This is a genomic window from Streptomyces sp. NBC_01216, from assembly GCF_035994945.1.
Taxonomy (GTDB): Bacteria; Actinomycetota; Actinomycetes; order Streptomycetales; family Streptomycetaceae; genus Streptomyces.
Genome location: NZ_CP108677.1, coordinates 5,016,337 through 5,033,984, shown reverse-complemented (window position 1 = coordinate 5,033,984; position 17,648 = coordinate 5,016,337). Strand labels below are relative to the sequence as shown.

At 70.5% G+C, this 17,648-nt stretch carries 15 protein-coding genes; 8 read left to right on the top strand and 7 right to left on the bottom strand.

The annotated features are described in order from the left end of the window. Positions 1 to 313 precede the first annotated feature (313 nt). The 3 genes from ppdK to OG393_RS22400 all read right to left on the bottom strand — a co-directional run bounded on the left by ppdK (position 314) and on the right by OG393_RS22400 (position 5,752). The gene (gene ppdK, locus OG393_RS22410; RefSeq protein WP_327376468.1) at positions 314 to 3,025 is read right to left on the bottom strand and encodes a pyruvate, phosphate dikinase; all 2,712 of its coding nucleotides are present in this window, start codon (positions 3,023 to 3,025) and stop codon (positions 314 to 316) included. Positions 3,026 to 3,417: 392 nt separating this feature from the next. Further along, positions 3,418 to 4,554 (bottom strand): tRNA dihydrouridine synthase DusB, encoded by a 1,137-nt coding sequence (gene dusB, locus OG393_RS22405; RefSeq protein WP_327376467.1) that lies wholly within the window; start codon positions 4,552 to 4,554, stop codon positions 3,418 to 3,420. Between the two features lie 190 nt (positions 4,555 to 4,744). Further along, the gene (locus OG393_RS22400) at positions 4,745 to 5,752 is read right to left on the bottom strand and encodes an MmyB family transcriptional regulator (RefSeq protein WP_327376466.1); all 1,008 of its coding nucleotides are present in this window, start codon (positions 5,750 to 5,752) and stop codon (positions 4,745 to 4,747) included. Positions 5,753 to 5,883: 131 nt separating this feature from the next. On the opposite strand from OG393_RS22400, the gene OG393_RS22395 reads away from it, so the two are divergent. Further along, a complete protein-coding gene (locus tag OG393_RS22395) occupies positions 5,884 to 7,332 on the top strand; it encodes an MFS transporter (RefSeq protein ID WP_327378511.1) in 1,449 nt (482 codons plus the stop codon). A gap of 142 nt (positions 7,333 to 7,474) precedes the next feature. On the opposite strand, the gene OG393_RS22390 is transcribed toward OG393_RS22395, so the two are convergent. Continuing rightward, positions 7,475 to 7,711: a DUF6243 family protein gene (locus OG393_RS22390; RefSeq protein ID WP_327376465.1), complete on the bottom strand. Its 237-nt coding sequence runs from the start codon at positions 7,709 to 7,711 to the stop codon at positions 7,475 to 7,477. A gap of 337 nt (positions 7,712 to 8,048) precedes the next feature. Here OG393_RS22390 and OG393_RS22385 point away from each other — a divergent pair, with 337 nt between their 5' ends. The 3 genes from OG393_RS22385 (at position 8,049) to OG393_RS22375 (ending at position 11,001) form a co-directional block, all read left to right on the top strand. Continuing rightward, positions 8,049 to 9,062: an aldo/keto reductase gene (locus OG393_RS22385; RefSeq protein WP_327376464.1), complete on the top strand. Its 1,014-nt coding sequence runs from the start codon at positions 8,049 to 8,051 to the stop codon at positions 9,060 to 9,062. Between the two features lie 32 nt (positions 9,063 to 9,094). Next, entirely contained in the window at positions 9,095 to 9,679 is a 585-nt protein-coding gene (locus OG393_RS22380; protein ID WP_327376463.1) for a TetR family transcriptional regulator, read from the top strand. Between the two features lie 80 nt (positions 9,680 to 9,759). Continuing rightward, the gene (locus OG393_RS22375) at positions 9,760 to 11,001 is read left to right on the top strand and encodes an MFS transporter (protein WP_327376462.1); all 1,242 of its coding nucleotides are present in this window, start codon (positions 9,760 to 9,762) and stop codon (positions 10,999 to 11,001) included. A gap of 76 nt (positions 11,002 to 11,077) precedes the next feature. Here OG393_RS22375 and OG393_RS22370 read toward each other — a convergent pair whose 3' ends face one another. Continuing rightward, entirely contained in the window at positions 11,078 to 12,460 is a 1,383-nt protein-coding gene (locus tag OG393_RS22370; RefSeq protein ID WP_327376461.1) for a glycine--tRNA ligase, read from the bottom strand. Positions 12,461 to 12,636: 176 nt separating this feature from the next. Here OG393_RS22370 and OG393_RS22365 point away from each other — a divergent pair, with 176 nt between their 5' ends. Genes OG393_RS22365 through OG393_RS22350 form a run of 4 tightly spaced genes read left to right on the top strand, consistent with a single transcriptional unit; the run spans position 12,637 to position 15,777 of the window. Further along, positions 12,637 to 13,605: a metal ABC transporter substrate-binding protein gene (locus tag OG393_RS22365; protein ID WP_327376460.1), complete on the top strand. Its 969-nt coding sequence runs from the start codon at positions 12,637 to 12,639 to the stop codon at positions 13,603 to 13,605. A 38-nt stretch (positions 13,606 to 13,643) separates the two neighbouring features. Then, on the top strand, positions 13,644 to 14,408 hold the full coding sequence (locus OG393_RS22360; RefSeq protein ID WP_327376459.1) for a metal ABC transporter ATP-binding protein: 765 nt from the start codon (positions 13,644 to 13,646) through the stop codon (positions 14,406 to 14,408). Between the two features lie 2 nt (positions 14,409 to 14,410). Next, positions 14,411 to 15,319: a metal ABC transporter permease gene (locus OG393_RS22355; protein ID WP_327376458.1), complete on the top strand. Its 909-nt coding sequence runs from the start codon at positions 14,411 to 14,413 to the stop codon at positions 15,317 to 15,319. Between the two features lie 47 nt (positions 15,320 to 15,366). Further along, positions 15,367 to 15,777, top strand: coding sequence for a Fur family transcriptional regulator (locus tag OG393_RS22350; RefSeq protein WP_327376457.1), 411 nt, complete (start codon positions 15,367 to 15,369; stop codon positions 15,775 to 15,777). Positions 15,778 to 15,795: 18 nt separating this feature from the next. Here the strand turns inward: OG393_RS22350 and OG393_RS22345 are convergent, their stop codons facing one another. Both OG393_RS22345 and recO read right to left on the bottom strand, forming a co-directional pair. Then, the gene (locus OG393_RS22345; protein WP_327376456.1) at positions 15,796 to 16,620 is read right to left on the bottom strand and encodes an isoprenyl transferase; all 825 of its coding nucleotides are present in this window, start codon (positions 16,618 to 16,620) and stop codon (positions 15,796 to 15,798) included. 24 nt (positions 16,621 to 16,644) lie between these two features. After that, positions 16,645 to 17,394 (bottom strand): DNA repair protein RecO, encoded by a 750-nt coding sequence (gene recO / locus OG393_RS22340; protein ID WP_327376455.1) that lies wholly within the window; start codon positions 17,392 to 17,394, stop codon positions 16,645 to 16,647. Positions 17,395 to 17,648: the final 254 nt, after the last annotated feature.

Sequence of the window (17,648 nt, the reverse complement as noted above, 5' to 3'; positions counted from 1 at the left end):
CCCGGCAAGGGTAATGGGCGCGGCCACCGGGTGGGGATCCGGTGGCCGCGCCCGCCTCGTTCTTTGCGGGTCGAATCGCGAAAATGTTCAACAGCGAATAATTGATCCGCTCGATATTGAACACGAACTTACTTCCGGCCGAAGCCTGGGTGATCACCCGTCTCGCACCGCATCGGGGACCCACGGACGACGGGGCGGACACCTCCGCACAAGGTGTCCGCCCCGTCTCTCTCGCGACCCGGAGCCGCCGCCCATCGGTGAGGGTCGGGGACGAACGGCGGCTCCGGTGGCCTTTTCGCTACTGAACGTTCGGTCAGCGGCTGTCGCTGCCGCTCGACTCGGCCGCGGCCCGGCCCGCCTCCAGGCGCGCCACCGGGATCCGGAACGGCGAGCAGGAGACGTAGTCGAGACCGACCTCGTGGAAGAAGTGCACCGACTCCGGGTCACCGCCGTGCTCGCCGCAGACACCGAGCTTGATGTCGGGACGGGTGGCCCGGCCGGCCTCGACGGCGCTGCGCACCAGCGCCCCGACGCCGTCCTTGTCGATGGTCTCGAACGGGGAGACCCCGAAGATGCCCTTCTCCAGGTACGCCGTGAAGAACGATGCCTCCACGTCGTCGCGGGAGAAGCCCCAGACCGTCTGCGTGAGGTCGTTGGTACCGAAGGAGAAGAACTCGGCGGCCTCGGCGATCTGACCGGCGGTCACGGCGGCGCGCGGCAGCTCGATCATGGTGCCGAGCGCGAGCTTCAGCTCCACTCCGGTCTGCGCCTGCACCTCGGCGATGACCTGCTCGGCCTCCTCGCGGACGATCTCCAGCTCCTGGACGGTGCCGACCAGCGGGATCATGATCTCCGCACGCGGGTCGCCCTTGGCGTCGATCCGCTGCGCGGCGGCCTCGGCGATCGCACGGACCTGCATGGTGAACAGGCCCGGGATGACCAGGCCGAGGCGGACGCCGCGCAGACCCAGCATGGGGTTCTGCTCGTGCAGACGGTGGACGGCCTGGAGCAGGCGCAGGTCGTTCTCGTTCGGGTCCTTGCGGGCCTCGGCGAGGGCGACGCGCACCGACAGCTCGGTGATGTCGGGCAGGAACTCGTGCAGCGGCGGGTCGAGCAGGCGGACCGTGACGGGCAGGCCGTCCATCGCCTCGAAGAGTTCGACGAAGTCCTGCTTCTGACGCGGCAGAAGGGCCTCCAGGGCCTCCGCGCGCTCCTCGTCGGTGTCGGCGAGGATGAGCTTCTCGACCATCTCGCGGCGCTCACCGAGGAACATGTGCTCGGTGCGGCACAGCCCGATGCCCTGGGCGCCGAAGCGACGGGCCCGCAGCGCGTCCTCGGCGTTGTCGGCGTTGGCCCGTACTCGCAGGCGGCGTACGCGGTCGGCGTAGGCCATGATGCGGTGCACGGCGGCGACCAGCTCGTCGGCGTCGTCGGCGCCGGCGTGCATCCGGCCCTCGAAGTACTCGACGACCGGGGAGGGCACGACCGGGACCTCGCCGAGGTAGACCTTGCCGGTGGAGCCGTCGATGGAGACGACGTCACCCTCCTCGATGACCGCGCCCGAGGCGGTGGTCATCCGGCGTCGCTTGGTGTCGACCTCCAGCTCCTCGGCACCGCAGACACAGGTCTTGCCCATGCCGCGGGCGACGACGGCGGCGTGCGAGGTCTTGCCTCCACGGGAGGTCAGGATGCCCTCGGCGGCGATCATGCCGTCCAGGTCGTCCGGGTTGGTCTCCCGGCGGATCAGGATGACCTTCTCGCCGGAACGCGACCACTTGACGGCCGTGTAGGAGTCGAAGACGGCCTTGCCGACGGCCGCGCCCGGCGAGGCGGCGATGCCGCGCCCCAGCAGCTCGGTCCTGGCGGCGTCGTCGAAGCGCGGGAACATCAGCTGGGCGAGCTGGGCGCCGTTGACGCGCTGGAGCGCCTCGGCCTCGTCGATCAGACCCTGGTCCACGAGCTGGGTGGCGATCCGGAAGGCGGCACCGGCGGTGCGCTTGCCGACCCGGGTCTGCAGCATCCACAGCTGACCGCGCTCGATCGTGAACTCGATGTCGCAGAGGTCCTTGTAGTGGGTCTCCAGCGTCTCCATGATCTGCATCAGCTGGTCGTACGACTTCTTGTCGATCGACTCCAGCTCGGCGAGCGGCACGGTGTTCCGGATGCCGGCGACGACGTCCTCGCCCTGCGCGTTCTGGAGGTAGTCGCCGTAGACGCCCTGGTGACCGGAGGCGGGGTCGCGGGTGAAGGCGACTCCGGTGCCGGAGTCCGGGCCGAGGTTGCCGAAGACCATCGAGCAGACGTTGACGGCCGTGCCGAGGTCGTGCGGGATGCGCTCCTGGCGGCGGTACAGCTTCGCTCGGTCGGTGTTCCAGGAGTTGAAGACCGCCTCGATGGCGAGGTCCATCTGCTCGCGCGGGTCCTGGGGGAAGTCCCGGCCCGCCTCGACCTTGACGATCTTCTTGAAGTGCTTGACCAGCTTCTTCAGGTCGGCGGCGTCGAGATCGGTGTCGACCGTGACCTTCTTGGCGGCCTTGGCCTCCTCGAGCGCCTCCTCGAACAGCTCACCCTCGACGCCGAGGACGGTCTTGCCGAACATCTGGATCAGGCGGCGGTACGAGTCCCACGCGAAGCGCTCGTCGCCCGCCTGGGTGGCGAGACCGGCCACGGACTCGTCGGAGAGGCCGATGTTGAGGACCGTGTCCATCATGCCCGGCATGGAGAACTTGGCGCCCGAGCGGACCGAGACGAGCAGCGGGTCGTCGGCCTGCCCCAGCCGCTTGCCCATCTGCCCCTGGAGGGCGTCGAGGTGCGCGGAGACCTCGTCGCGGAGCTCGACCGGCTCGGAACCGCTCTCGAGGTAGACCTTGCACGCCTCGGTGGTGATCGTGAAGCCGGGGGGAACCGGCAGACCGAGGTTGGTCATCTCGGCCAGGTTCGCGCCCTTGCCACCGAGCAGGTCCTTCAGGTCCCTGTTGCCCTCGGTGAAGTCGTACACGAACTTCTGATCTTTGTTTTCCGACACGGGTCTCGACTCCTCGAGCACTCGGTGGCTGCCCTGACGGCGAGGAACATACCCAGATCGAAGGCTTCTGGGGAGGTACGCCTACCGGTCACCCGGACTTAACCACCCGTCCGCCAGCAGATCGAAAGTAACCGACGAGTAGCTCCCGCTTTCAGGCTTCGAAGCCCGCTTGACCCAAACCAGGGCTTGTGCGCTCACATGAGCGCACAAGGTGGCATCTGTGTTCAACTCTTGAACCCTGGAGGGGTGGCACCCAGTGCCACCCCTCCAGAAGTGCAACATCTCGCAATCCGCTCATCTGAGCGCCACCGCGATCAGGGGTGGCGAGGATCACGCCATGGAACCGGCTCGATTCCCACGATCCGGACGGGATCGGTCCCCTCGGGAACCGCTCACCCGCCGGACGTGTCCAGTTCGGCTTCCTCGCTCACACCCGCGCAGTCGTAAGGGTCCTTGAGCCATCCGTCCGGCAGCACCACCCGGTTGTTGCCCGACGTACGGCCCCGTGGGCCGTCCGCGCCCACCGGCCACGGCTGATCCAGGTCGAGCTCGCTCAACTGAGCGCTCAGTTCGTCCAGAGACGAGGTGACGGCCAGCTTCTTGCGCATCTCCGAGCCGATCGAGAACCCCTTGAGGTACCAGGCCACGTGCTTGCGGAAGTCGATGACACCACGCGCCTCGTCGCCGAGCCACTCCCCCAGCAGTCGCGCGTGCCGCACCATAGCGTCAGCGACCTCGCGCAGCCCCGGCCGGGCGTACTCGCCCGTCCCCTCGAAGCCCGCCACCAGGTCGCCGAAGAGCCACGGCCGCCCCAGGCAGCCCCGCCCCACGACGACGCCGTCACAGCCGGTCTCGCGCATCATCCGCAGCGCGTCGTCCGCCGACCAGATGTCCCCGTTGCCGAGCACCGGGATCTCCGGGACGTGCTCCCTCAGGCGCGCGATGGCGTCCCAGTCGGCAGTTCCGCCGTAGTGCTGCGCCGCCGTCCGCCCGTGCAGGGCGATCGCCGTGACGCCCTCCTCGACCGCGATCCGGCCCGCGTCGAGATAGGTGATGTGGTCGTCGTCGATGCCCTTGCGCATCTTCATCGTGACCGGCAGGTCCCCGGCGTTCGTCACCGCCTCGTGCAGGATCGCCCGCAGCAGGGGCCGCTTGTACGGCAGGGCGGAACCGCCGCCCTTGCGCGTCACCTTGGGCACCGGACAGCCGAAGTTGAGGTCGATGTGGTCGGCCAGGTCCTCGTCCACGATCATCCGCACCGCCTTGCCGACGGTCACGGGATCGACACCGTACAGCTGGATCGAGCGCGGTTTCTCGCTGTCGTCGAAGCGGATGAGCTGCATCGTCTTCTCGTTGCGCTCGACCAGCGCCCGCGTCGTGATCATCTCGCTCACGAAGAGGCCCTTGCCGCCGCTGTACGCGCGGCAGAGGGTGCGGAAGGGGGCGTTGGTGATGCCGGCCATCGGCGCGAGGACCACGGGGGGCTGGACGATGTGCGGCCCGATGGCGAGGGGGGAGAACGCGGTCATCCGCCCATTGTCCCGCACGCCGGAAGTCCTCGACCGGCCGCGCCGTCCCGGTATGCCCGAGCTCACACGCGGACCCGGCGGCGCACGCACGCTCCTCCCGCCGTGCGCCATGCGGCCGACGACCGGCCGTACCCCGCCGGTCGGGCCGACGACGGGCCGGAAAGAGGGCGGCGGAACGGGGGCCACTGCCTCACGGCACCGTGAGCGCCGCCGCCACCGGGCTCTGCTCCGCCACCCACTCCGTCGGCGCACGCTCCGACCGGAGCGCCGCCGCCCCGAACGCCTCCTCACGGACGGCGGACTCGTGGAGTCGTTCGAGGCCGGCCCGGGACATCTCGTCCACCGGGACGTAGGTCACCAGACGGGGGCCTGTGGCCGGGCCCAGCCACAGGTCGGCGTGCTCCAGCCGGAGCATGCCGACCCGGGAGTTGAGGATGTGCTTGACCCGGCCCGCCTGCCCCGCCACCTCGTGCCGCTCCCAGATCTCCCGGAACTCCGGCGAGGCCGCCCGGAGGCGCTGGAGCAGCGCCTTCCAGGCGGGTTCGGCCAGGTGCTCGGCCATCGAGGCGCGGAACTTCGCGGCCATCGTCTGCTTGACGTCCGGGAGCGCGGACAGGGCCCGCGCCCAGTCCTCGTCCGTGAAGCAGAGCCAGATGCAGTTGCGGTCCTCACGGGGCATCGCGTCCAGGTCGCACAGCAGCCGCCCGTAGGTGCGGTTGTAGGCCAGGATGTCGTAGCGGCTGTTCTGGATGCAGGCGGGCAGGGGCTCCAGCTGGTCCAGCATCCGTCGCAGCGCCGGGGTCACCGTGGGACAGAACCCTCCCGGAGCGGGGTCGGCGGTGCCCGCGAGGGCGAAGAGATGGGTCCGTTCGGTCGCGTCGAGCAACAGGGCACGGGCGAGGGCGTCCAGCACCTGCGGGGACACCTGGATGTGCCGCGCCTGCTCCAGCCAGGTGTACCAGGTGACGCCGACGGCCGAGAGCTGCGCGACCTCCTCGCGGCGCAGCCCGGGGGTACGGCGCCGGCGGCCTCGCGGCAGGCCGACCTGCTCGGGGGTGATCCGCTCCCGGCGACTGCGCAGGAAGCCGGCCAGTTCGTGCCGCCGGACGTCGGTCTCGGTGCCGGAGTCGCCGCGGGAGCCGTGGGCGCGCGGGGTGCCGGGGGTGCCGGGGGTGCCGGGGGCCGCCAGGATGCTCATGTCTCCAGGATGCCGGGTTGCTCAGCCCGGTACCAGGTAGCACTGATACCAGGATAAGAAGACTCTGGTACCAGGCTCGAAAGGAGCGGATCGTCAAGGACGTGCCTTCCACGACCTTCTCTCGATCCGCCATGGACACCCCTTTCGCGGGTGCCTCCGCCGCCCCTTCCTCCGTCGGTTCCGCCCTCGGCCGCTCACCGTCAGGACTCGGAGCCCTCGGCCTGTTCACCGTGCTTCTCGGCGCCGCGCTGCCGTTGATCGACTTCTTCATCGTCAACGTCGCCCTGCCCACCATCGACCACGACCTGGCGGCGGGTCCGGCCCTGCTCGAACTGGTCGTCGCGGGGTACGGCCTCGCGTACGCCGTGCTGCTCGTCCTCGGCGGACGGCTCGGTGACCTCTTCGGCCGTCGGCGTCTCTTCCTCGCCGGCATGGCCGCCTTCGGCCTGACCTCGCTGGCCTGCGGACTGGCACCGGACGCCTGGGCGCTGGTCGGAGCGAGGGTGGCACAGGGTGCCGCTGCGGCGTCGATGCTGCCGCAGGTGCTGGCGACCATTCACTCCTCCACGGCGGGAGCGCGGCGCGCCAGGGCGCTCAGCCTGTACGGGGCGACCGCCGGTCTGGCGATGGTGGCCGGCCAGATCCTGGGCGGGGTACTCGTCGCCGCCGACCTCGGGGGCACTGGCTGGCGGGCGATCTTCCTGGTCAACGTGCCGGTGGCGGCGGCCGGGCTGCTCCTGGCGGTCCGCACCGTACCGGAGACGCGTGCGGACCGGCCGGCGCCGGTGGACATCCCGGGCACGCTGCTGCTGGCTCTCACTCTCACCAGCCTGCTCGTGCCGCTGACGGAGGGCAGGGCGGCGGGCTGGCCCTGGTGGACCTGGGTCTCCCTGGCGGTGTCCCCCTTCGCCGCCACGGCATTCTGGCGGGTGGAGCTGCGGGCCGACCGTCTCGGCCGCACGCCGCTGATCCCGCCGAGCCTGCTCGCCCTCGTCTCGTTGCGCCGCGGCCTGGCCCTGGTGCTGCCCTTCTCCGTCGGCTTCGGCGGATTCATGTTCGTGGTCGCGGTGGCGCTCCAGCAGGGTCTGGGCATGGGCGCGGTGGTCTCGGGGCTGGCGCTGGTCCCGATGGCCGTGGCCTTCTTCGGCGCCTCGCTGGCGGGCCCGCGGCTGGTGCGTCGCTGGGGCACCCGGACCGTGACGGCGGGAGGGCTGTTCCAGGCGTTGGGGATCGCACTGCTCGCCCTGACGGCCTGGCGCTCCTGGCCGGAGCTGTCGGCCTGGAGCCTGTTGCCTGGTATGGCGGTCGCGGGCCTCGGCCAGGGACTCCAGCTCCCGGTGCTCTTCCGGGTCGTCCTGTCCGAGGTCCCGGCGGAGAGCGCGGGTGTGGGCAGCGGGGTGATGGTGACCGCCCAGCAGTCGGCGCTCTCGCTCGGGGTGGCCACACTGGGGTCGCTGTTCCTGTCCCTGGCCGGGACTGCGGGACTGCGGGACGCCCTGGTGGCCACGCTCCTGGTGCAGCTGGGGGCGGTGGTCCTGACGGTCGGGCTGAGCCTGCGGCTGCCGCGCCTGGTGGGCTGATCCCCACGGGCGGATGGCCGGGGCGCCCGGCGGAGCACGCGACGGGGGCCCGGGTCACGGACATGACACGGGCCCCCGTCGCCGAGCTCACGGGCGGTACGGCGAATGCCGCAGCAGGCGACGGCCGCCCCGTCGCGACGGCCTACGCGGTCTCACGCGCGTCGGCCGGAGTGCCGTCGACGGCGCCGGTGTCCCCGGCGGGCACCGCGCCGGCGGAGTCCTGGGCGCGCTCGCGCATCTTCCTCAGCAGCTCGCGCTTCTGGTCGACGGCGGCTTTGCGGTCGGCGTCGCGGCTCTCCACGCCTCCTTGTGCGTCGCCGCGGGACGGCTTCCTTCGCTGTCCCCCGACGCCGAGAAGGTTGTTGCGGCCCTTGGCCATGGTGTTCTCCGATCAGTGAGCGTTGCGGTGGTCGGTGATCCGGCGTGACACGGGTCGGGGACCCGCGGCGCCCTTACTCGTAGATCTGGAGGAACGCGGGCATCGAGGACATGGCGGTGACGCTATCGCGCGGGGCCGGTCCGGTCATCCGCTTTCGGTCGCCCGCCGGTCGCGCCGTACCCGCTCCACGGCGCGCCCCCGTGGACCCGTCGCGGCGGGGTGCCCACCGTGGCTCGCATCGGGATCACCCGACCGAATGACAAAGATTGAAATCTGTCATCCGTCGTGCCATAGTCGTCTCGTGCCAGCCCGTCCGCATCCCTCAGAGGAGACCGTCATGAACCGCACCCTCGGCACCACCGGCCCCCGCGTCTTCCCGCTCGGTCTCGGCTGCATGGGTATGTCCGCGCTGTACGGCGAGAGCGACCGCACCGAGTCGGTCGCGACCATCCACGCCGCGCTCGACGCCGGGGTCACCCTGCTCGACACCGGCGACTTCTACGGCATGGGACACAACGAACTGCTGATCAACGAAGCCCTGCGGACCGCGCCGGCGCCGGCCCGCGAGAAGGCCCTGACCAGCGTGAAGTTCGGAGCCCTGCGCACCGTCGAGGGCGGGTTCACCGGGTACGACGGCCGACCCGCCGCGGTGCGGAACTTCGCCGCGTACTCGCTCCAGCGCCTCGGCCTCGACCACATCGACATCTACCGGATCGCCCGGGTCGACCCCGACGTGCCGATCGAGGAGACCGTCGGCGCGATCGCCGGTCTGGTCGAGGCCGGACACGTCCGCCACATCGGTCTCTCCGAGGTCGGCGCGGACACGCTGCGCCGGGCGGCGGCGGTGGCCCCGATCGCGGACCTGCAGATCGAGTACTCGCTGATATCCCGGGGCATCGAGGAGAAGATCCTGCCCACCGCCCGCGAGCTGGGCATCGGGGTCACGGCCTACGGCGTGCTCTCGCGCGGACTGATCAGCGGCCACTTCGGCAGGGACCGGGAGCTCACGCCAGGCGACTTCCGGGGCATGAGTCCGCGCTTCCAGGGCACCAATCTCGACCGGAACCTGGAACTCGTGGACCGGCTGCGCGCGGTCGCAGAGGCCAAGGGAGTGTCGGTCGCGCAGACGGCGATCGCCTGGGTGCTCGCCCAGGGCCCGCGGCACGGCGTGGACCTCGTTCCCCTGATCGGCGCCCGTCGAAGGGACCGACTCACGGAGGCCCTCGCGGCGCTCGACATCGTCCTGGACGAGTCCGACCTGGCCGCGGTGGAGGAGGCCGTTCCCATGGGCGCGGCGGCGGGCGACCGCTACCCGGCGGCCCAGATGGCGCACCTGGACAGCGAGCGCTGACCCCTCTCCGTCCGACGGGTACTGTCCTTGCCATGTCGACCGAGACCCTGACCGCAGAGCGCATCCTCGAAGCCACCGAGGAGGTGCTTCGGCGCTACGGACCGGCCAAGGCGACGGTCGTCGACGTAGCCCGAGTGCTCGGCGTCAGCCACGGCAGCGTGTACCGCCACTTCCGCACGAAGGCGGCCCTGCGCGAGGCGGTCACCGAACGCTGGCTCTCCCGTGCGGAGGGCGCGCTCGCCGAGGTGACCGCGGCCACGGACCGTCAGGCGTCCGAGAAGCTCCGGGACTGGCTCGCCACCCTGTTCGCGGCCAAGCGCCGCAAGGCAGGGGAGGACCCCGAGCTCTTCGCCACCTACAACGTGCTGATCGACGAGAACAGCGGCGTCGTGGAGGAACACATCGCCACGCTGATCGGCCAGGTACGGACGATCGTCGAGGAGGGTGCCCGGGAAGCGGAGTTCACCGCGGCCGACCCCGACGCCACGGCCCGCGCCGTCTTCGACGCGACCGCCCGTTTCCACGATCCGGCCTACGCCCCCGCCTGGCAAAACCCTTCGATCGAAGGCGAGTTCGACGCCGTGGTAAACCTGGTGCTGCGCGGCCTGAGCACCTGAGTCGTCCGGCGAGGTGCGGCGCGGAGGGGCCCGGGCCGACGCCGCCGGCCCGGGAGACCCATGGGGCCGGGAGGAGGACCATGACTGACCGGCGGTCCCCGGACGGAGGGTTCGGGTGGCTCTGGGCGGCGTACGCGGTCAGCGCCTTCGGGACCTGGCTCGCGTTCGACGCCTTCGCCCTGATCGCGGTCCTCGTGCTGGACGCGGGGACGACAGAGGTGTCGGTACTGGCCGCGGCGGGCGTCGCGGTCGGGGCCGTGGTCGCGGTGCCGCTCGGTCCCTGGGTGGAGTTCCGCCGCAAGCGCCCGGTGATGATCGTGGCCGACCTGGTGCGCTGTGCTGCGCTGCTGAGCGTGCCCGTCGCCTACACGCTCGGCCTGCTCGGCTTCCCGCAGCTCCTCGTGGTGTCGGTGGTGGTCGCCGCGGCGGGCATCACCTTCCAGGCGGCGTCCGGAGCCTGCCTGAAGGAGATCGTGCCGCCCGAGAGCCTGCTGCGCGCCAACGGACGGCTGGAGGCGACGACCTGGACGGCGACGATGCTCGGGCCTCCGCTGGGCACCGCCGCGATCGGACTGTTCGGTCCGGTGACGAGTGTGCTGGCCGACGCCGTCAGCTATCTGCTGTCGGCGCTGGGAATCCGGGCGATCCCAGGCAGGGAGGCGCGCGCCGGGCGAACCGGCGCGCCGCGGCTGCGGATCGGCGAGCTGGCCGACGGGTGGCGGTTCATCCTGGCCGACCCGGCCCTGCGCCGATTGTTCCTCAACACCCTCGCGGTCAACGGCCTGATCATGGCGACCTCACCTCTGCTCGCCGTCCTCATGCTCGGCCGGCTCGGATTCGCGCCCTGGCAGTACGGCCTCGTCTTCGCCGTGCCCTGCCTCGGCGGTCTGATCGGCTCACGGTGGTCGCCCCGGCTCGTCGCGCGGTTCGGACGGCGCCGGGTGCTGCGCACCGCCGGGGTGCTGCGCGCCTGCTGGCTGCCCGGGCTCGCCTTCGTCGGGCCGGGCGTTCCCGGCTTGTTGACCGTGATGGTCGTCGAACTCGGGATCATCACGTGCATGGGGGTGTTCAACCCGGTCTTCGCCACTGTGCGACTCGACCTGACGCCGACGGACCGGCTGGTACGCACCCTGTCCGCGTGGTCGGTCAGCGGCAAGCTGGCCGTCGCGGCGACGACGGCACTCTGGAGACTGCTGGCCGGACTCACCGGCCCACGCGCCGCGCTGGCGCTCGCCGGGCTCCTCGCCCTGGCGACGCCGTCACTGCTCCCGCGGACGGTTCGGGCGTCGCGCGCCGTGCCGGAGCCCGCCCCGGGCCCGTGACACGCGAAGCCCCCGGTTCCCACACGCTCGGGAACCGGGGGCTTCGTGGTGCGGGCGCGCCGCGGACGGCGCGGCGTCAGCAGCCGAGCAGGCGGCTGCCCAGGTAGCCCTGGATCTGGTCCAGGGAGACGCGCTCCTGCTTCATGGTGTCGCGCTCGCGCACGGTCACGGCGTTGTCGTCCAGGGTGTCGAAGTCGACCGTGACGCAGAACGGCGTGCCGATCTCGTCCTGACGGCGGTAGCGGCGGCCGATGGCGCCGGCGTCGTCGAACTCGATGTTCCAGTTCTGCCGCAGGTCGGCGGCGAGGCCCTTGGCCTTCGGCGACAGCTGCGGGTTGCGGGACAGCGGGAGGACGGCGACCTTGACCGGCGCGATGCGCGGGTCGAAGCGCATCACGGTGCGCTTCTCCATGACGCCCTTGGCGTTCGGGGCCTCGTCCTCGTTGAACGCGTCGAGCATGAACGCCAGCATCGTGCGGCCGACACCGGCGGCCGGCTCGATGACGTACGGCGTCCAGCGCTCGCCGGCGTCCTGGTCGAAGAACGACAGATCGTTGCCCGATGCCTTGGAGTGGGCGTTCAGGTCATAGTCGGTGCGGTTGGCGACACCCTCGAGCTCGCCCCACTCGCTGCCGCCGAAGCGGAAGCGGTACTCGATGTCGGCGGTGCGCTTGGAGTAGTGGGAGAGCTTCTCCTTCGGGTGCTCGAACCAGCGCATGTTCTCCTCACGGAGACCCAGGCCCGTGTACCAGTTCCAGCGCTGCTCCATCCAGTACTCGTGCCACTGCTCGTCCTCGCCCGGCTTGACGAAGAACTCCATCTCCATCTGCTCGAACTCGCGGGTACGGAAGATGAAGTTGCCCGGAGTGATCTCGTTCCGGAAGGACTTGCCCATCTGCGCGATGCCGAACGGCGGCTTCTTGCGCGAGGTCTGCTGCACCTGGCCGAAGTTGGTGAAGATGCCCTGGGCGGTCTCGGGACGCAGGTAGGCGACGGAGCCGGAGTCCTGGGTCGGGCCGAGGTGGGTGGAGAGCAGGCCGGAGAACTGCTTGGGCTCCGTGAAGGTGCCCTTGTTGCCGCAGTTGGGGCAGTTGAGGTCGGTGAGGCCGTTCTCGGGGAGACGGCCGTGCTTCTCCTCGTACGCCTCCTCCAGGTGGTCGGCGCGGTAGCGCTTGTGGCAGGAGGTGCACTCGGTCAGCGGGTCGGTGAAGGTGGCGACGTGGCCGGAGGCCTCCCAGACCTCGGTGGCCAGGATCACCGACGAGTCGATGCCGACGACGTCCTCGCGCGCGGTGACCATGTAACGCCACCACTGACGCTTGATGTTCTCCTTGAGTTCGACACCCAGCGGTCCGTAGTCCCAGGCGGCCTTCTGGCCGCCGTAGATCTCACTGCACGGGTAGACGAAGCCACGGCGCTTGCTCAGGCTGACGATGGTGTCGATCTTGTCGGCGGCCACGGTGCTCTCTTCATTACGACGACGAAGTGCGAATGCTTCAGATTACCGGCGCCCGCACCCCCCGTATCAAATCGGTTCGGTGCCGGACCCTCCCGCGGCCCGGCCGGAGGCGGCGTGGCCCGGGCCACAGGAAGGACAATTGACAATCGTTTCCAGTTTTGTTGAAAATGAGTGTCATGAACGTACGACGCCTGATACCCGCCACCGCCGTCGCCGGAGCCGTCTCCCTCGGCCTCCTCACCCTCTCTGCCTGCGCCGGAACCTCCGACGCGGCGGACAAGAGCGGCGACGGCAAGCTGGACATCGTGGCGTCGTTCTACCCGATGCAGTACCTGGCCGAGCAGATAGGCGGCGAGCACGTCAGCGTCACCACGCTCACCAGGCCGGGCGTCGAGCCGCACGACCTGGAGCTCAAGCCGCGGCAGATCGGCGAACTCGGCGAAGCCGACTACATCCTCTACCTCAAAGGCGTGCAGCCCGCCGTCGACGACGCCATCGAGCAGGCCGGCGTCAAGCACAGCGTCGACGCCACCACCCTCACCACGCTCGAGGCGCACGGCACCACCGTCGGCCACGACCACGCGGGGGACCACGGCTCCGAGGACCACGGGCACGGCGCGGCGGGCGCCGACCCGCACGTCTGGCTCGACCCGGTGAAGTACGCCGAGGTGGCCGAGGGCGTCGGCGCCTCCCTGCAGAAGGCCGACCCGGCCCACGCCGCCGACTACGCGAAGAACACCCAGGCGCTGGTGAAGAAGCTCGGGGACCTGGACACCGCCTACGAGACGGGTCTGCGGAACACGACCACGAAGACCTTCATCACCACCCACTCCGCCTTCGGCTACCTCGCCGAGCGCTACGGCCTCGACCAGGAGGGCATCAGCGGCCTCGGCCCCGAGTCGGAGCCGAGCCCCGCCCGGATCAGGGAACTTCAGGGCATCGCGGAGAAGGAGAAGGTCTCCACCGTCTTCTTCGAGACCCTCGCCAGCGACAAGACGGCGAAGACCCTCGCGGGCGACACCGGCCTCCGGACGGACGTCCTGGACCCGCTGGAGGGAATCACCGACGCGTCCTTGGGCGACGACTACATCGAGGTCATGCGCTCCAACCTCGCCGCGCTGCGGAAGGCTCTCGGCGCCAGGTGACACCCCAGCACGGCAGACTCGCATCGGAGGCTCACGACATGCCCCTGGAACCCGTCCTTTCCGTCCGCGGAGCCACGGCGGCCCTCGGCGCGCGCCCGGTGCTGCGCGGCGTCGACCTCACCGTGCGCCGCGGCGAGGTCGTCGCCCTGCTCGGCGCCAACGGCTCCGGCAAGTCGACCGCCGTGCGCTCGGTCATCGGGCAGGTGCCGTTGACCGGGGGAACGATCTCCCTGTTCGGCACGGACCGGAGACGGTTCCGCGACTGGGCCCGGGTCGGCTACGTACCTCAGCGCACCACCGCGGCCGGCGGCGTGCCCGCCACCATCCGCGAGGTCGTCTCCTCCGGCCGGCTCTCCCGGCGCACGTTCGGCTGGCTCACCCGCGCCGACCGGGCGGCCGTCGACCGCGCGATCACCCTCGTGGGCCTCGCGGACCGGGCCGGGGACTCGGTCGGCGCGCTCTCCGGCGGCCAGCACCAGCGCGTGCTCATCGCCCGCGCGCTCGCCTCCGAACCCGAACTGCTGATCATGGACGAGCCGATGGCCGGCGTCGACCTGGACAGCCAGGAGATCCTCGCCTCGACGCTCCGCGAGCAGGTCGCCCGCGGCACCTCCGTCCTCCTCGTCCTGCACGAACTGGGCCCGCTGGAGCCGCTGATCGACCGGGCCGTCGTCCTGCGTGACGGCTGCGTCGTCCACGACGGCCCGCCGCCGAAGGCCGTCGGCCAGCACGCGCTGCCCGGACACGACCACGTACATCCGCACGCGGCCGACGAGCCGCTCCGCACGGGACTGCTGACCTGACCATGGACTTCCTCGAGCCTGCCTTCATGCAGCGAGCGCTGCTCGCGGCCGTACTCGTCGGCATCATCGCCCCTTCCGTGGGCATCTACCTCGTCCAGCGCCGCCAGGCACTGATGGGCGACGGAATCGGTCATGTCGCCATGACCGGCGTCGGCCTCGGCTTCCTGCTCAACTCCAGCCCGGTGTGGATGGCGACGCTGGTCGCCGTGGTCGGCTCGGTGGCGATGGAGCTGATCCGGGCGTACGGCAAGACCCGCGGCGACCTCGCCCTCGCGCTGCTCTTCTACGGCGGCATGGCCGGTGGCGTCCTGTTGATCAACCTCTCGTCCACCGGCTCCACCGCCAACCTGACGTCGTACCTCTTCGGTTCGCTGTCCACGGTCTCACCCGAGGACGTCACCGCGATCACCTCGCTCGCGGCCTTCGTGGTCCTCGTCACGGTCGGACTGCGCCGCCAGCTCTTCGCGGTCAGCCAGGACGAGGAGTTCGCGCGCGTCACCGGCCTGCCGGTGCGCGCCATGAACCTGCTGATCGCGGTCACCGCCGCGGTGACCGTGACGGTCGCCATGCGCGTCGTGGGCCTGCTGCTCGTCAGCGCCCTGATGGTGGTCCCGGTGGCGGCGGCCCAGCAGTTGTCGAAGTCCTTCCGGGCGACCTTCGTCCTCGCGGTGGTCATCGGCACCGGCGTGACCCTGGCCGGCACGATCACCTCGTACTACCGGGACGTACCGCCCGGCGCGACGATCGTGCTGCTCGCCATCGCCGTGTTCATCGCGCTCACCGCCCTCTCCACTCCTCTGGCGAAACGCCGGGCCCGGGCCGCGGAGGCGTCGAGAGGCCGGGCCTCCGCGGCGGAGTGCGAGATGGCGGTTCCGGCCACACGGCGCGCGACGGACGACGCCACGCTCTAGCGGCCTGGCAGAATGGCGGGGGCAGACGACTTCACAAGGAGGCCCCGGTGGCGACGGCAGGACCCCCCGTACGCGGGCGCTCGACCAAACAGCGGGCCGCGGTGTCCGCCGCGCTGAGCGAGGTGGACGAGTTCCGCAGCGCCCAGGAACTGCACGACATGCTCAAGCACCGCGGCGACTCGGTCGGCCTGACGACGGTGTACCGGACGCTCCAGTCGCTCGCGGACGCGGGCGAGGTCGACGCGCTGCGCACGAGCGAAGGCGAGACGGTCTACCGCCGCTGTTCGACCGGCGACCACCATCATCACCTGGTCTGCCGCCTGTGCGGCAAGGCCGTCGAGGTGGAGGGCCCGGCGGTGGAGCAGTGGGCGGAGACGATCGCCGCGGAGCACGGTTTCGTGAACGTGGCACATACGGTCGAGATCTTCGGCACCTGCGCGGAGTGCGCCGCCGGGTAGGCGTGGCACGGCGAGCCGCTACCGCTTGTCGAGGACGGCGAGGTCCTCCTCCGAGACCCCGCCGAAGCGGCGGTCGCGGGAGGCGTACTCCACGCAGGCGCGCCACAGGTCGCGGCGGTCGAAGTCCGGCCACAGCACGTCCTGGAACACCATCTCCGCGTAACTGCTCTGCCAGATCAGGTAGTTCGAGGTCCGCTGCTCACCGCTGGGGCGCAGGAAGAGGTCCACGTCCGGCATGTCCGGGTAGTACAGGTACTTCTGGAAGGTCTTCTCGTTGACCTTGGCCGGGTCGAGCTTCCCGGCCGCCACGTCGCGCGCGATGGCCTGCGCGGCGTCCGCGACCTCGGCCCGGCCGCCGTAGTTCACGCAGAAGTACAGCGTCATGGCGTCGTTGTTCTTCGTCTGCTCCTGGGCGACCTGAAGCTCCTGGACGACCGACTTCCACATCTTCGGCATGCGGCCGACCCAGCGGATCCGGATGCCGAGCTCGTCCATCTCGTCGCGTCGGCGGCGGATGACGTCCCGGTTGAAGTTCATCAGGAAGCGGACCTCCTCCGGCGACCGCTTCCAGTTCTCCGTGGAGAAGGCGTAGAGCGAGAGGTTCCTGACCCCGATCTCCAGGCAGCCCTTGAGCACGTCCAGGACGACGCCCTCACCGACCTTGTGGCCTTCGGTGCGCGGCAGACCGCGCTCCTGCGCCCAGCGGCCGTTGCCGTCCATCACGCAGGCCACGTGGTTCGGCACCAGCTCGCCGGGAAGCCTCGGCGGGCGCGCGCCGGACGGGTGCGGCTCGGGGGCCTTGTACTCCCGGCGCTGCCGTCCGAGGATTCGTGCCATGGCCATGGGGTCACTCCTAGCTCCGAGCGTCTAGCTCTTCTCTACATACCGCAGTGAGCGCAGGCCGCGCTCCAAGTGCCAGTGCAGATAGGCGGACACGAGCCCGCCACCCTCCCTGACGTGGCGCGGCTCGCACGCGTCCGCCGTCGCCCAGTCGCCGGTGAGCAGCGCGCCGAGCAGGCCGATGGCCTCCGAAGAGGGTACGACGCTGCCGGGCACCCGGCAGTCGCCGCAGACGACTCCGCCGGACGCGACCGAGAAGAACCGGTTGGGTCCGTGGATGCCGCACTTCGCGCAGTCGTCGAAGCTGGGGGCGTAGCCGTTGACCGCGAGCGAGCGCAGCAGGAAGGCGTCGAGGATGAGGTGCGGGGCGTGTTCACCGCGGGACAGCGTCCGCAGTCCGCCGACCAGCAGCAGGTACTGCTGCACGGCCGGTTCGCCCTCGTGGTCCGTGAAGCGCTCCGCGGTCTCCAGCATCGCGGTGCCGGCCGTGTAGCGGGCGTAGTCGGTGACGATCCCGCTGCCGTACGCGGCGATGGTCTCGCTCTGCGTGCAGAGCGGAAGGCCCCTGCCGACGAGCTCGCTCCCCCGCGCGAAGAACTGGACGTCCACGTGCGAGAAGGGCTCCAGCCGGGCCCCGAACTTCGACTTCGTGCGCCGGACCCCGCGGGCCACGGCGCGTACGCGGCCGTGACCGCGCGTGAGGAGCGTGATGATGCGGTCCGCTTCACCCAGCTTCTGGGTGCGCAGCACGATGCCGTCGTCGCGGAACAGACTCATGGGCCCCATTCTCCCGTACTCCGGACCCGCCCTCCCCGGGGTCCGGGAATCCTCTCCCGGCGCCCGGGAATCCGGCTCGGACCGGGTCCGGGGATACCGTGACAGCCCCTCCGCCTCACGCATCGACTTATGGAAGTCATAAGTCGACCTTATGGGTCCATAGACCGGGGGCGGGTACCGGCCGATAGGGAGAGGTAATTAGGGTGACCTAAGTGTCGGCGGCTTTCGCCGCCATGTCGCTTGCGAAGGGAACC

Coding starts and splice junctions, on each gene's coding strand:
- OG393_RS22385 (WP_327376464.1), top strand. CDS start 8,049: ATGAACCGCACCCTCGGCACCACCGGCCCCCGCGTCTTCCCGCTCGGT.
- OG393_RS22390 (WP_327376465.1), bottom strand. CDS start 7,711: ATGGCCAAGGGCCGCAACAACCTTCTCGGCGTCGGGGGACAGCGAAGG.
- OG393_RS22345 (WP_327376456.1), bottom strand. CDS start 16,620: ATGGCCATGGCACGAATCCTCGGACGGCAGCGCCGGGAGTACAAGGCC.
- recO (WP_327376455.1), bottom strand. CDS start 17,394: ATGAGTCTGTTCCGCGACGACGGCATCGTGCTGCGCACCCAGAAGCTG.
- OG393_RS22365 (WP_327376460.1), top strand. CDS start 12,637: ATGAACGTACGACGCCTGATACCCGCCACCGCCGTCGCCGGAGCCGTC.
- OG393_RS22355 (WP_327376458.1), top strand. CDS start 14,411: ATGGACTTCCTCGAGCCTGCCTTCATGCAGCGAGCGCTGCTCGCGGCC.
- OG393_RS22400 (WP_327376466.1), bottom strand. CDS start 5,752: ATGAGCATCCTGGCGGCCCCCGGCACCCCCGGCACCCCCGGCACCCCG.
- OG393_RS22380 (WP_327376463.1), top strand. CDS start 9,095: ATGTCGACCGAGACCCTGACCGCAGAGCGCATCCTCGAAGCCACCGAG.
- OG393_RS22395 (WP_327378511.1), top strand. CDS start 5,884: ATGGACACCCCTTTCGCGGGTGCCTCCGCCGCCCCTTCCTCCGTCGGT.
- OG393_RS22360 (WP_327376459.1), top strand. CDS start 13,644: ATGCCCCTGGAACCCGTCCTTTCCGTCCGCGGAGCCACGGCGGCCCTC.
- OG393_RS22375 (WP_327376462.1), top strand. CDS start 9,760: ATGACTGACCGGCGGTCCCCGGACGGAGGGTTCGGGTGGCTCTGGGCG.
- dusB (WP_327376467.1), bottom strand. CDS start 4,554: ATGACCGCGTTCTCCCCCCTCGCCATCGGGCCGCACATCGTCCAGCCC.